This is a genomic window from Saccharolobus solfataricus (assembly GCF_900079115.1).
Lineage (GTDB): Archaea > Thermoproteota > Thermoprotei_A > Sulfolobales > Sulfolobaceae > Saccharolobus > Saccharolobus solfataricus.
In genome coordinates, this window is record NZ_LT549890.1 from 510,903 (window position 1) to 524,175 (window position 13,273).

General features: G+C 35.1%; 15 protein-coding genes. 5 read left to right on the forward strand and 10 right to left on the reverse strand.

The window, feature by feature from the left end:
* Position 1 precedes the first annotated feature (1 nt).
* From ilvC to SSOP1_RS02950, 5 genes are all read right to left on the reverse strand, one after another.
* Complete coding sequence (gene ilvC / locus SSOP1_RS02930; protein WP_009991091.1) at positions 2 to 1,009, reverse strand: ketol-acid reductoisomerase; 1,008 nt, start codon at positions 1,007 to 1,009, stop codon at positions 2 to 4.
* Positions 981 to 1,373 carry an ACT domain-containing protein gene (locus SSOP1_RS02935; protein ID WP_009991093.1) on the reverse strand — a complete coding sequence of 131 codons (393 nt, stop codon included), beginning with the start codon at positions 1,371 to 1,373 and terminating at the stop codon, positions 981 to 983. The genes ilvC and SSOP1_RS02935 overlap by 29 nt, the downstream gene beginning before the upstream one ends.
* On the reverse strand, positions 1,351 to 3,069 hold the full coding sequence (locus SSOP1_RS02940) for an acetolactate synthase large subunit (protein ID WP_009991094.1): 1,719 nt from the start codon (positions 3,067 to 3,069) through the stop codon (positions 1,351 to 1,353). Before SSOP1_RS02940 ends, SSOP1_RS02935 begins: the two co-directional genes overlap by 23 nt.
* A 208-nt stretch (positions 3,070 to 3,277) precedes the next feature.
* Complete coding sequence (locus SSOP1_RS02945) at positions 3,278 to 3,778, reverse strand: magnesium-dependent phosphatase-1 (RefSeq protein ID WP_009991095.1); 501 nt, start codon at positions 3,776 to 3,778, stop codon at positions 3,278 to 3,280.
* Positions 3,756 to 4,559, reverse strand: a complete 804-nt coding sequence (locus SSOP1_RS02950; protein WP_009991096.1) for a GTPase — start codon at positions 4,557 to 4,559, stop codon at positions 3,756 to 3,758. The genes SSOP1_RS02945 and SSOP1_RS02950 overlap by 23 nt, the downstream gene beginning before the upstream one ends.
* Positions 4,560 to 4,593: 34 nt before the next feature.
* Here SSOP1_RS02950 and SSOP1_RS02955 point away from each other — a divergent pair, with 34 nt between their 5' ends.
* The gene (locus tag SSOP1_RS02955; RefSeq protein WP_009991097.1) at positions 4,594 to 5,571 is read left to right on the forward strand and encodes a hypothetical protein; all 978 of its coding nucleotides are present in this window, start codon (positions 4,594 to 4,596) and stop codon (positions 5,569 to 5,571) included.
* Here the strand turns inward: SSOP1_RS02955 and SSOP1_RS02960 are convergent.
* Positions 5,561 to 6,409: a UbiA family prenyltransferase gene (locus tag SSOP1_RS02960; protein WP_010923036.1), complete on the reverse strand. Its 849-nt coding sequence runs from the start codon at positions 6,407 to 6,409 to the stop codon at positions 5,561 to 5,563. The two genes, SSOP1_RS02955 and SSOP1_RS02960, sit on opposite strands and share 11 nt — an antisense overlap.
* A gap of 11 nt (positions 6,410 to 6,420) precedes the next feature.
* Here SSOP1_RS02960 and SSOP1_RS02965 point away from each other — a divergent pair, with 11 nt between their 5' ends.
* Positions 6,421 to 6,651 carry a PolB1-binding protein PBP2 family protein gene (locus tag SSOP1_RS02965; RefSeq protein WP_009991099.1) on the forward strand — a complete coding sequence of 77 codons (231 nt, stop codon included), beginning with the start codon at positions 6,421 to 6,423 and terminating at the stop codon, positions 6,649 to 6,651.
* Here the strand turns inward: SSOP1_RS02965 and SSOP1_RS02970 are convergent.
* Together SSOP1_RS02970 and speD are read right to left on the reverse strand one after the other, a co-directional pair.
* Positions 6,622 to 7,494 carry an NAD(P)/FAD-dependent oxidoreductase gene (locus SSOP1_RS02970; RefSeq protein WP_009991100.1) on the reverse strand — a complete coding sequence of 291 codons (873 nt, stop codon included), beginning with the start codon at positions 7,492 to 7,494 and terminating at the stop codon, positions 6,622 to 6,624. The two genes, SSOP1_RS02965 and SSOP1_RS02970, sit on opposite strands and share 30 nt — an antisense overlap.
* Before the next feature lie 44 nt (positions 7,495 to 7,538).
* Positions 7,539 to 7,910, reverse strand: a complete 372-nt coding sequence (speD, locus tag SSOP1_RS02975) for an adenosylmethionine decarboxylase (RefSeq protein ID WP_014511582.1) — start codon at positions 7,908 to 7,910, stop codon at positions 7,539 to 7,541.
* 114 nt (positions 7,911 to 8,024) lie between these two features.
* Here speD and SSOP1_RS02980 point away from each other — a divergent pair, with 114 nt between their 5' ends.
* Together SSOP1_RS02980 and SSOP1_RS02985 are read left to right on the forward strand one after the other, a co-directional pair.
* Complete coding sequence (locus tag SSOP1_RS02980; protein ID WP_009991103.1) at positions 8,025 to 8,312, forward strand: DUF211 domain-containing protein; 288 nt, start codon at positions 8,025 to 8,027, stop codon at positions 8,310 to 8,312.
* Positions 8,302 to 9,273 (forward strand): TIGR00269 family protein, encoded by a 972-nt coding sequence (locus SSOP1_RS02985; protein WP_009991105.1) that lies wholly within the window; start codon positions 8,302 to 8,304, stop codon positions 9,271 to 9,273. Before SSOP1_RS02980 ends, SSOP1_RS02985 begins: the two co-directional genes overlap by 11 nt.
* Here the strand turns inward: SSOP1_RS02985 and SSOP1_RS02990 are convergent.
* Positions 9,249 to 9,773: a cob(I)yrinic acid a,c-diamide adenosyltransferase gene (locus SSOP1_RS02990; RefSeq protein ID WP_009991107.1), complete on the reverse strand. Its 525-nt coding sequence runs from the start codon at positions 9,771 to 9,773 to the stop codon at positions 9,249 to 9,251. The genes SSOP1_RS02985 and SSOP1_RS02990 overlap by 25 nt on opposite strands.
* Positions 9,774 to 9,855: 82 nt before the next feature.
* Here SSOP1_RS02990 and leuS point away from each other — a divergent pair, with 82 nt between their 5' ends.
* Positions 9,856 to 12,690, forward strand: a complete 2,835-nt coding sequence (leuS, locus tag SSOP1_RS02995) for a leucine--tRNA ligase (RefSeq protein ID WP_009991108.1) — start codon at positions 9,856 to 9,858, stop codon at positions 12,688 to 12,690.
* On the opposite strand, the gene SSOP1_RS03000 is transcribed toward leuS, so the two are convergent.
* A complete protein-coding gene (locus SSOP1_RS03000; protein ID WP_009991109.1) occupies positions 12,674 to 13,273 on the reverse strand; it encodes a hypothetical protein in 600 nt (199 codons plus the stop codon). The two genes, leuS and SSOP1_RS03000, sit on opposite strands and share 17 nt — an antisense overlap.

Consider the following 13,273-nt stretch of genomic DNA (forward strand, 5'->3'; position numbering starts at 1 on the left):
TTTAGCTTTTAGGCTTTCCTTTTTGAACCAGATCTCTCAGTTGATTACCAATCTTCTCCTCTAAACTATTCTGAACGTTTGAGAGACCATTAACTACTGTCGGCATGCCTCTACCATATTCTTCTACCCATTCTTCCGCAAATTTACCGCTCTTTATTCTCTGTAAGGCCTCTTTCATCCTTTTTCTTACACTTTCATCTATTACAAACTTTCCTACAGTCATCCCACCATACTTCGCAGTATCCGAGACTGCTTTTAACATACCGCTTATTCCCTTTTCATAAACCAAATCCACTAACATCTTTAGCTCATTTATAGTTTCAAAGTACGCTACTTCTGGCTGATATCCTTCTTCTACTAAGGTTTCGAACGCAGCTCTCATGAGTTCCATTATACCTCCAACCAGTATCACTTGCTCTCCAAACAAATCCGTCTCTGTCTCTTCCTTAAAGGTAGTTGGAATTACACCAGCTCTAGTAGCACCTATACCTTTAGCTATAGCTAGAGCCTTATGAAGAGCTGTACCACTCACGTCTTGATGTACTGCAACTAAAGCTGGAACGCCACCTCCAGCTTTATAATACTCCCTAACAGTAGGACCTGGGCCTTTAGGAGCTATCATATATACATCTGAATCCTTAGGTGGATCGATTAGCTTATAGTGAATATTAAACCCATGTGCAAATACTAGATCTGCACCTTTCTTCATATAAGGTTGCACGCTCTCTAACCATAGTGTCCTCTGAACCATATCCGGCACGAGGAAGATTATTATATCTGCGTCCTTAACTGCATCCTTAGTATGGAGTGGAGTAATTCCATCACTCTTAGCCAATTCCCACGATTTTCCTTCCCTTTCCAATCCTACTACAACATTTAATCCTGAATCTCTCAAATTCTGAGCCCATGCTCTCCCTTGACTTCCATAGCCTAAGACTGCTATTCTCTTACCTTTAATTAAGTCTAGATTAGCATCGTTATCAGTGTAGATCTTTGACGTACACTTCACCCCAACTATATCCTTTTACTTTATTGAAAACCGGTACATAAATTATTATGTCCCCTTCTTTTACGCCTTCCGATTGATTCTCAATTACTTTTCCATCCCTTATTATTACCCTTTTTAATTGAGCATCATCTAAAATCTCTACCTTACTAACATCCACAGTCTTACTTAGCAGAAGTACTGCAGTGTTAAAATTATTGTGATCCTTTACTCCAACATAAAACTCGTAGAGGTTTTCGTCATTTACCTTCCAACCGTATATCCATTCAATATCCATAAATAGTTTTCTAAAGTTTGATGCTATCCTCTCTATTAATCCCGGGTCCCTATAATAAGCTAATATCCTAACTACTCTTTCTTGGGTCACGTAATATCACCTGTTTTAATCTTCCACCCGGTGGTAACGTAGGTAAGGCCAGCTCTTCCTTATCTACTGGTACTCTAATTACTGCAGGGATGTCTTCCTTTATTGCACTTTTAATCGACTTTTCTATTTCCTCGTAAGTCGTTGCATTAAAGCCTAAAGCACCGAATGCTTCAGCCAATTTAACGAAGTCTGGCGAAGGACCATAATCTACACCTACTATTCTCCTTCCGAAGAATAAATCTTGAACTTGCCTCACTAACCCTAAGGTTCTATTATCAAATATCACCGATATTACTGGAATGTGCTCATCTACAGCCGTGGCCAAATTTGTTCCAGTCATTAAGAACGAACCGTCACCATCTAGATCCACTACGATTTTATCAGGCCTAGCCAATTTGGCTCCCATTGCAGCAGGGAGACCAAAACCCATTGTACCCATTCCAGATGATGTTAGAAAAGTTCTGGGTTCCAATACTTCCCAAAACACTTCTGCCCACATTTGATGTTGACCTACACCAGTAGTTACTATAGCATCTCTTGGTAATGATTGCCTAATTGTTTTCATAATCTTCCAAGGCTTTAATTTTCCGTTCTCCTCAGTGTAGTAAAATTGGGAATAATATTCCTTGTACTCTTTAACTCTTTTTATCCATGCACTTTTATCTCTTTTTTGGCCCAGTGTTATTATTGCCTTTATTAGCTCCCTTAATATTATCTTAGCGTTACCGTAGAGTCCTACATCCACTTTTATGGCCTTTTCTCCATCTGTCGGATCTATATTAACCATTATGAATTTCTTTCTGGTCTCTACCATTTCGTCATATGATGTGAATGTCCTATCGCTAAATCTCGCACCTACTACTAGCATTGCATCAGATTCTAGAGCAGCCATTGATGCCTCAGCTCTTCCATAATATCCCATTGGTCCGAAATATAAGGGATGATCATGCGGTATTGCAGTTTTTCCAGGAAAAGTTGAGACTATTGGAATATGCAATAGTTCTGCTAACTCCAAAACTTCTGGAGTCGCGTTCGCCCATACTACTCCAGTACCTACCAAAATTATTGGTCTCTCTGCATTGATTAGAATCTCAGCTGCCTTTTTCAGTGCTAAACGATCTATTCTAGTTGGGAAATCCCTATAACCCTTAACAAGTGGTTTCTCTGGCCATTTTATCTCTTCCATTTTTTCATAGAAAATATCCCTAGGGATGTCAACCACAACTGGCCCAGGTCTTCCAGTAGTTGCTATATAAAATGCGTTCTTAATCCACTGGGGTATCTCATCTATCCTCTTAATACCAATAACGTATTTGGTCACATTTTCGAACACTCCCATAGCATCAGCTTCTTGGAATGCCATCTTACCCATAACGCTTCTAGGCACGTTACCAGTTATTGCAATAACAGGAGAACTATCCCAGTATGCAGTAATAAGCCCCGTAGTTAAATTGGTCGTACCTGGACCAGATGTTGCTGTGCATACACCTGGGACTCCAGAAGCTCTTGCGTATCCATCTGCAGCATGCGCTGCGGCTTGTTCATGTCTCATTAGAACATGTCTAAGCTCACCATTTGCCAAATCTTCTACGAAAGCATCATATATCTGCATATTCGATAATCCTGGTATTCCGAATACTACCTTAACTCCTTCTCTCTTTAGAGAATCAACTAAAATGCGTGCGCCTGTTGGCAATTTATATCACCTTCTTATATATAGAACTCTCGTATCTAATCCAATTTTTATTTCCTTTATCAAGAAACCCGTTAAAAGTTTTGAAACATGTATTAAATTTGGAGGGAGAACTCACCTATCATCTTTTTCACGTCTATGCTTTTATGTATGTATGTTTTTAAACTTTTTCATTATTTTTATTTAGGAATGATAAAGTAGATAATAAAAACTATTCATTATTAACGTGACTTAATACGCTAAATATTTCACTATACTTGCTGATATCTTTCCACATTTCTAAACACTTTACATTCCCTAGATACAACCAGATATTCCCGAAATGCCCTCTTCTATCATCTAGGAAAAGGACTTCGCTTGGTTTTATTTTCTGGTTGGCTTTAGTATTAATCTCAACAATTATCTGACTTAACATTAAAAATTTGTAGGGATAAGGCTTTGCTACAATTATATCGAAATATTGAAGCAAATCTAGTGCAGCTAAGACTTTAATTGCCTTATCCTCAAAATTCCACGTTGCTAGACCTAGTATATAACCTCTATTTTTTAATTCCTTAAGGGTCTCTTTAACGTCTGGAAATAAATGGAGAACCCTACCTTTAGAATCCTCTAAAGTGTTTGAGTCAATTAGTCTTAAAGGTTCTTCAAACTCCGATATATTATGATGATCCCATAAGGTTTTATCAGCATCAAATACTATTGCTCTTATCATCTCTGTATAGACTAGGAGGAAGAGTATAATAAGCAATTTTACCTTCGTGATAGTCCCTTATTACCGCCCTAGCAGCCATATCGATATTGGGCTCTTTAGTACTCTTGTAGAACCATCCTCTCCTTATGGCTATCCTTTCTAATAGTTCGTAAGGATTATTAAAATCCACCTTATAAACACTAATCAAACTTTCTTTCGAAAATTCAATAACTCTATTTATCAGCATCAAAGCCGGTTTTACAGGATCTTCTAATAAATCCGCGTTATATCCCCTTATTGTTTTTTCTAGCTCATTACCATCTGGGGGTATTACACCTGGCGTATCCCATGCATATATTTTGTTGTCAATCTTAAACAGTTGAATAGATTTGGTATAACCATATTCCAATGGATGGGCTGACGTTTGAGCTGAATGTCTACCCTTAAGAGCATTAATCACTGAAGACTTTCCGGATTTCGGATACCCTACAAACACTACAATCCCTTTATTTCCTTTTAGTAAGGACTTCATTGTATCACGTAAAATTTTAGTACCTAAATGGGAAGTTGCGGATACATACACGCTTTCAATATTCTCTTCAGTCTTAAAGTAATCCTTCCAAGCTTTGAGAACCCATAAAGGTACTAAATCTCCTTTATTTAATACTAATAATATATTTTTATAATTTTTTACTATAATATCCTCTATTTTCTTTGACCTGGTTAAAGAAGGTTCTCTAGCATCCAGTACCTCAACTACAAGATCAGATCTCTTGATCAACTGAATGACTTTTCCCAGCATTCATTTTATTTTCTTGTAATTACTATTTTTATGCATGCCTAAAGGAGAGTTAGCGATATTTGACGAAGGAGACTTTGAAGGGTCAATAGACTATCAGTCCTTTACGAAATCGATTAAGCTAAGTAACATAAATAAAGAGGCTAGTTTCTCTATAGATATAGCATCGAAGCCTACTAAGTTTTATCTTATAATCCAAGCTAAACGAGAAAAAACATATTTGCCTAGATGGAGGCTTTGGTTTGATAATTTCTCTCTTACAAAAGAATTTAAACCAAATCTCGAAACTGAAATAAATGATGCCCAAGTTATCTCAACTATAGTCTATGATATAACTCCTATAATCAAAGAAGGGAAACATCAAATAGCAGTATACCATCCATCTATTCAAGTACTTGAGTTACTTAACATAAGTCTGATTTCGTTCTATAGAACAGAAGGTTTTAGTACTAAATATCGACTGAGTGCCGGATCACTAATTTTCAATAGAAATGATTCAGTTTCTTTTCACTTAATGAAAAAGTCGTATTTTGTGATAAGAAATGAGAGTAAGGAAGGAATGGTAAAAATAAGTGATATAGACGGGAAAACAATATACACAATATTACCTAGCTCTGATAGTGATGAGATAGAAATTGAAAACAATGATGCGATAACGACTACGCTTCAATCAAATAATGAAAAAGACTATGGAGTTATTTTAGCTTCGTATAACTTACTTGAAAAAGCTCCTAAAATAAATTTTAGCGTAGACAGTAAGGTGAGTGATAACATAATTTACCTATACTTGAAAAATGAGAGCGAGATAAGTTTAGATAAACTACTAATAAACGTTATGATAAATGGTGTTCCGGCCCATTTTAAAACATTTACCAATATAGATGTTTCCTCGACTATAGACCTAAAATTGCCCATATCCGTACCACAAAGTAAGAAAGCTCCAATAATCAACGTAAGAGTAGTTGGGGTAAAGGGAGGATATAGAAAGATAATAGATAAACAGATTAGCCTTTAAAGAATGGAAGACTCCCTAGTAAAAACGCGATTATTCCTGAAATTGCTGATATTTTTAGATATGTTCTAGCTTTAGAGGCTCCTTCTATTGTCTCCTTTTGAATTATGGAAAGAATAGTGAAAGGAATAAAAACAAGTATTAGAAGTATAAGGTAAATTAAATTAAAACCTATAAAGAATGGTAAAGGTGATATTATTAATAGAAGTACAAGTAGAATTTTTGCTATTCTCCAAGATTTATTTATCCCAAGGGTTGTGGCTAACGTTTTCACGTTATTAAGTGAATCCCCATTATAGTCTTCAATACCCTTTACTATCTCTCTTATTAAGGTGAGAAAGAATGCATAGAGTGTGGGAATTATTATCCTTAAAAGCCAGTTATCGGAGAAAAAAGCTAGGCCACCGTAAAATATCGAAAGAGCAGTGGTTGTTGCTACTAATAAATTACCGTAAAAGCCAGTTTTCTTTAGATCTTTGGCGTAATATATCAAGCCAATTGCGGTTACTAGCGCTATTACTAAAGCGTAAATATTTAATAGAATCGAAAGTGCTATACCAATTATAAATAGAGCTATTGATAGTGCTTTTGCTTTATTTACTGATATTTTGCCTGATGGGATAGGTCTGTATGGTTTATTTATTTTATCTATTTCTACATCATATACGTCATTTATAACGTATCCTCCGGCTGCAATAAGGCCAACTACCAGTGCGGATAGTAAAATTCCTTTGAGTTCGAGATACCATTGCGACGAAACCAAAAAGCCCATAATTGCCCCTAGCGCTGCCCCTATAACATTATGTATTCTAACAAGTTGCATATAGGATTTTAAACTCACGATAACGTTAAATGAATACTGGATTAATATATCTTATGTCTGTTAATCAGAAGGAAATTGAGATAGCAATAGAATACTTTAAAAATTATATTTCTGTAGGCGAGATAGTAGCTACCATGGATCTTAAAGCTAGGGGAATTTCCAATCCTCAAGCTGTAATATCTAAGCTAATAGAGATGGGAATTATAGAAAAAGGAGAAGGATGTTATAATCTAGTGAGGAAATCTACTGACAAGAAGTGAATGCAAGTCAAATTCTTCAGAAATATTGAGCGTCTTATCGTTATATAACTTAAATAAAATTGGGAGAAACCTCCAAGTGGATTCCAGAAGTCTAGTTATGTAGTATTGTTTTCTCACCTCTTTAGCTAAAATTTTATACATAGAGTAATATTCACTAAATTTCCCATTACGTATTCCATTCACTAGTGGATATAATAAGCTTGCGATGCCAAACATACCTCCACCAGTAAATGTTTTTATAAGCCCGGTAGAATCACCAAACTTCAATGTTTTTATGCTAGATATAGGTAAAACACGTGGAATTGCTCCTCCATGAGTATCAAAGACTCTTTTATTTATATTAGGCAAGAACACTTTTGGGTCGTTATATGAGATTGCGCCAACTAAAGTACCATAAGGTAGCGGAACTATCCAACTAAACCCTCCAACGTTTTTAGAATCTATATAAACTATAATATTTTCCTCGTTCACCGGTTCCGTTAAATACTCAATTGCCTTAATCCATTTAGCGTTACCTTTCCAACCACTAGAATCTACTACTATTCCCTCATATTTTTCATTTCCGGATATCACAGTATTACCGTTAATTATCGCATCTCTCGGTCTCTTTGTCTTCACTTCGCTATCAAGCCATATTTCTAACTTTTCCCTATTCAATCTGATAACATCTGTACTTATATAAATTGTATATTTTCTATCATATCTTATTTCTATAGTTTTAAATTCTCTATCTATAAATTCCCTACTGACACCAAGCGTTAGAAATGTTCTGCGACTTATTATACCAGTACACTTCTTACCCGGAAAACGTCTTCTATCGAAAACTATTGGATCAAAATCCATTATATTATACGCTAATAATAGACCAGCTACTCCTCCACCTACTATTAGAACTCTGATGATCTATCAGCCTCATTTATAGTATATCTCTTAGCCCCTAATTTTTCAACTATATACCTAAATGCATTTAGGGGGCTAGTATGTGGACCACAAGAGTATACATCGACTGTTGCGAATCTATACTCCGGCCATGTATGTATAGTTATATGACTTTCTAATATAATCGCCACTACGCTTACTCCCTCCCCAATTTTCCATGACTTTATATCAAGAATGTTCATATTGCCTATATCTGCAGCCTCCTTTATTATTTGCTCCAACCTCTTAGTATCTTTTAAAACGTCCTCATCACACTCATATAAGCTTCCATATACTTGCTTTCCTACTACTTTAGGAAAAGCTAACTCTACCCCCATCATCAACCCCCCACTTAAACCCCTCTACTTTATTATTTATAAATTTATTTCTGCCTGATCACGGTTAAAAGTAAGTTTTTAATGCTAATTGATAAATACTAATGTATCTGATGAGCAGTGGCAATTAGAAGACTTGTTTTAGACGTTCTGAAGCCTATTAGGGGAACATCGATAGTTGACTTAGCTGAGAGAATCTCAAAATTGGATGGTGTCGAAGGCGTAAACATAAGTGTCACTGATATGGACGTTGAAACTATGGGATTAATGATAATAATTGAAGGAACCAGTCTCAATTTTGATGATATAAGAAAAATGCTAGAAGAAGAGGGATGTGCAATCCATAGCATTGATGAAGTAGTAAGTGGTAATAGAATAATTGAGGGAAAGATAAAGGATGATTTGTGATAATTGTAAGACGCGAGAAGCGGTAATTCTACAACCACATACTGGAAGAAAATTATGTAAAGAATGTTTTATAGAAGACATTAGAAAAAGGGTTGAAATGGAGGCTAGAAAGCAGGAGATAGTAAATTCCAATAAAATACTTTTAGCGGTCTCAGGCGGAAAGGATAGCTTAGTATTAGCTGATACCTTGTCTCAATTTATACATCCATCTAGACTAATAGCATTCAATATAAATGAGGGTATAAAGGGATACAATAGAAATGAATACGTGAAGAAGCTAGAAGAGTATCTGAAAGATCTAGGGATTGAACTAATAAAAAGTGGATTTAAAGAGGAAGTTGGATTTTCTTTAGATGAGATGCTAGAAGCTTCGTTAAAGAAAAAGCTTAATGTATCCGCTTGTACATTTTGTGGAGGATTCAGAAGGAAGTTAATTAATGAAGCTGGAATTAAAGTAGCCGCAGATTACGTGGCAACTGGACATAATTTAGACGATGAGGTACAAACTATAGTTATAAATTTGATAAGAGGTGACTTGTTAAGACTAATAAGGTTCGGGGATAAGCCATTAATGGTAAGTAGTAAGTTCGTAATGAGAGTTAAACCGTTGAGAAAAATCTATGAATGGGAGACAACGATGTATGCACATCTCAAAGGCTTCGAGTTTCAAGAAACCGAATGCCCATATATTTCTCAAAAGCCAACTCTAAGGGCTAAGGTAAGGGACCTATTGTACAAACTAGAGGAGAAGAAACCAGGGACATTACTTAGAATACTAGAACAGTTTGATGAGATTTCAGAGAAAATCAAAAAAGAGTATAGACTCACTAACGAATTACCTAATTGTGTAATTTGTGGAGAGCCCACCACACCAGGGAGAATGATATGTAAGAATTGTGAATTACTAATTAGATCTGGGTTAATGCCTCAAGAATATCAAAAATACTTACCTATATCGTAGATTCTCTCCTTTACGTTTTTCCTCTTATTTGCTACTATAGCCATTGAGAATAATAAAGAAGATAATCTGTTCAGATAAACTATTATCCATTTGTTGAAATTCAATTCCTTAGAGTAAGCTACCGCATTTCTTTCAACCCTTCTAGCAATACTCCTTACTACATGTAAATACGAAGCTTGCTCGGAACCACCTGGTATTACGAATAGCTTTACGGGACCACTTTCTTTCCTATATTCAACAGTTCTACTTTCTAGCCACTTTATAGTTTCCTCATTTATTCTACCCTTATCTTGAATAATTTCCTCACCTAATATAAATAACTCAGTTTGAACACGCATAAGATCGCTTTGCATATCTTCCCATTCAATTTTTGTTAAGGCTAACCCTATGAAGGAGTTAAGCTCATCTATATCTCCCAATAAGTTTACTACCGGAGAATCTTTTCCTACTCTTTTAGATATTACATTGGTATTTCCATCGTCTCCAGTTCTGGTGAACATTAGTTAATATTTAAAAAAGACCTAGCTATATCATTTTTGGTGAAGTAAAATAAGCTCACAGTATAGGGACTTTATTGACTTTTTGAATAACATTGCCTATAAGTGGCAGACGAGATGGGAGGAAGATAAAATTTACGAGTCTAATCCGAATCCCAGCAAACCTAAATTTTTCACTACAGTTGCATTTCCTTATCCTAATAGCCCTTGGCATATAGGGCATGGAAGAACATACGTTACTGGAGATATTTTAGCTAGATATAAACGAATGAGAGGGTATAACGTACTATTCCCCATGGCATTTCACTACACTGGAACGCCTATAATGGCAATGGCTGACGCAATTGCAAAAGGTGATAAAGAGCTCATAGAGACCTTTAAGGATATTTATGAAATATCACCGGACGTAATCCCTAGAATGTCTGATCCATTATTCATGGCGAATTATTTTAAAGAGGATATAAAGGCTTCAATGAGAGAGATAGGTTTAGGGATAGATTGGAGAAGGGAATTTACTACAATTGATCCTGAATTTTCATCATTTGTAACATGGCAGTTTCATAAATTACAGAGCAAGGGATATATAGTGAAAGATACTCACCCTGTAGGATGGTGCCCAGTTCATCATATACCAGTTGGTATGCACGATACTAAAGGAGATGTAGAACCAGAAATAGGCGAATTTGTATTAATATATTTCAATTCAGAAAAGGGTATATTTCCAGCAGCTACGCTCAGGCCAGAGACGATATTTGGTGCTACAGCATTATGGATAAACCCCTCTGAGATGTATGTAGTTGCTAGTATGTTAGGTAAAAAGATGATATTAAGCGAAAAAGCCGCTGCTAAATTGTCTTTTCAAATAGATGATATAGAAATAGAGGAGAAGATTAAGGGATCTAAACTAGTTGGGCTTAAGGTAGAAAATCCAATAACCGGAAAGCATATAGCAGTATTAGGAGCAGACTTCGTTGATGTTAGTTTAGGGACTGGCGTTGTTATGAGTGTACCAGCTCACGCTCCCTTTGACTATTATTATTCTAAGAAGACATTTAAGAATAACAATATTGAGATTATACCAGTAATTACAGTAGAAGGTTTAGGAAACGCACTGGCTAAAGACGTTGTCGAGAAGAACAACCCAAAGAGTGATGAGGATTTAAAAAAATTAACAGAATACGTCTACAGAACAGAATACAATAAGGGTGTGTTGAGGAGTGATCTTGGAAACTTAATTAGGGAAGAGTATAGAAATGAATTAAAGAGTTTAGGTGGACTTCCAGTTCCTAAGGGTAGAGAACTAATAACTAACTTCTTAATTTCTAAAGGCTTGGGTAGAAAAATATTTGAAGTGATGAATAAACCGGTCTATTGTAGGTGTGGCACAGAAATTGTAGTCAAGATACTTAAAGACCAATGGTTCTTGGATTATTCAAATAAAGAATGGAAAGAACTCGCGAGGAAATCTTTATCTAAAATTAATGTAATTCCAGAGGAATCCAGAAAGGATTTTGAATTCACTATAGAATGGTTGGAGAAAAGAGCTTGTGCTAGAACTAGAGGATTAGGTACTCCACTACCTTGGGATAAAAAATGGATAATAGAAAGCTTAAGTGATTCTACGATCTATATGGCGTATTATACTATTTCTCACAAAATTAAACAATATAAACTATCACCTTCCAAACTAACTCAAGAATTTTGGGATTACGTAATGCTGGGCATAGGTAATTTAGAAGAGATAAGCGAAAAAACTGGTATCCCCTCCAATATCATAAAAGAATTTAGAGAAGAATTCCTATATTGGTATCCTTTAGATATTAGACATAGCGGAAAGGACTTGATTCCAAATCATTTGACTTTCTTTATCTTTAATCACGCAGCGATCTTCCAGGAGAACTTATGGCCAAAAGCAATTGCTGTAAATGGTTTAGTCTTATATGAAGGAAAGAAGATGAGCAAGTCACTTAGGAACATTATACCGTTAAGAAAAGGTCTAAAAATGTATGGGGTTGACGTAATGCGAATTGCCGTTTCGTCTACAGCTGATATGGGATCAGATGTGAACTTCTCTGAATCTTTAGTAAAAACCGTAGGAGAAACCTTAAGAAAAATGTATGAACTTTTCAAGAGCTTAGATAATTATACTGGAGATATCTTGGGATTCCCAGAGAAATGGTTATTATCAAGAATATATGAGATCACAAGTAGTACAACCAGACATATGGAAGCGTTAGAACTGAGGGATGCAGTCAACGAGTTACTATTTGTATTCTCTTCAGATTTGGATGAGTATTTCGGCATGGTAAGTGCTGAGGGAAGAGAGGCGAATAATAAAGTTTTACGGGAAGTTTTAACAATATGGCTTAAGCTTATTACACCATTTGCTCCGCATTTAGCTGAGGAAATATGGCACGAAATCTTAAAACAAAAAACGTATATAGTAAATGAAGGTTGGCCAGAGGTTGAAGGTTCAAAGATGGACGAACTAACGCTATTGGAACATGAATACATGAAGAGAATTGTTGAAGATATAAGGTCAATCCTAAACATTTTTAAGGGAACACCGAAACTCATTAAAATTTACGCTTTGAACGATTCTAGATATATGGAATTGCTTAGGGATGCTATAGTAGCTAATGGACAAATGAAAAAGTTTATGGACATTCATAAACCTAAGAGTAGAGAAGATGCTAGAATTTTACAGAAAATCTTTAATGAATCCTTAGAAATTGACGATAAGATGAAGAAATTAGTTACAAACTATAATATTAATGAGGTAGATGTACTCAATAAATTATCAAAATATATTAGGAGAAAGTTAAATGTAGACATTCTTATAGAGCCTTATGATGAAGAAGTCAAAAAGACATATAATAAAGAAGCCATGCCCTTAAGACCTGCTATAATAATTGAGTAAGAATAACTTTTCGATCTTTAACTTCTATTATACCTAACTCTTTAAGAAATGCTAGTTCAACTCTAACATTATCTCTATTTGTCTCATATTTTTTTGAAATTATATTTACTAAATCTCTAATCTCAACTTCTCCTCCATATTCTCTTAAAAAATTAATAATATCTTCATGTATAGGTCTTAGTTTCCTATCGATAACTTTTCCATTAATTACACTAAATATAAACAGATCCCCAGCATTATTTTGAGCCTTATATAAATTTGTAGAAATCTTATCTATCCTTAAAATATCGTCAAAATCCTTATTTATTTTTACAAAACTTGTTACTAGATTGTATCTTATTGGTAGATCAGAGGCTTCCTCAGCTTCAAAAACTATCACGTATGATCCTTCTACACACCGCTGGTCTATCTCTCTTATAGATAATTTTAAGAATTTTTCATAATTAATTATACATACACTAATATTTTCCTTATACAATCTTTGTGTAATATTATAAATTAAAACAATTTTAGCGTTAATATGATACGACTGCAAAAGTATTTTTCTATTTCTCAAGGACATTAGATAATCTAACAAATTCAC

Bases quoted from the DNA above. Each gene is read 5' to 3' on its own strand.
- SSOP1_RS02955 (WP_009991097.1), top strand. From the start codon at position 4,594: ATGCCTAAAGGAGAGTTAGCGATATTTGACGAAGGAGACTTTGAAGGG.
- SSOP1_RS02950 (WP_009991096.1), bottom strand. From the start codon at position 4,559: ATGCTGGGAAAAGTCATTCAGTTGATCAAGAGATCTGATCTTGTAGTT.
- speD (WP_014511582.1), bottom strand. From the start codon at position 7,910: ATGATGGGGGTAGAGTTAGCTTTTCCTAAAGTAGTAGGAAAGCAAGTA.
- SSOP1_RS02945 (WP_009991095.1), bottom strand. From the start codon at position 3,778: ATGATAAGAGCAATAGTATTTGATGCTGATAAAACCTTATGGGATCAT.
- SSOP1_RS02970 (WP_009991100.1), bottom strand. From the start codon at position 7,494: ATGGATTTTGATCCAATAGTTTTCGATAGAAGACGTTTTCCGGGTAAG.
- SSOP1_RS02990 (WP_009991107.1), bottom strand. From the start codon at position 9,773: ATGTTCACCAGAACTGGAGACGATGGAAATACCAATGTAATATCTAAA.
- SSOP1_RS02985 (WP_009991105.1), top strand. From the start codon at position 8,302: ATGATTTGTGATAATTGTAAGACGCGAGAAGCGGTAATTCTACAACCA.
- SSOP1_RS02965 (WP_009991099.1), top strand. From the start codon at position 6,421: ATGAATACTGGATTAATATATCTTATGTCTGTTAATCAGAAGGAAATT.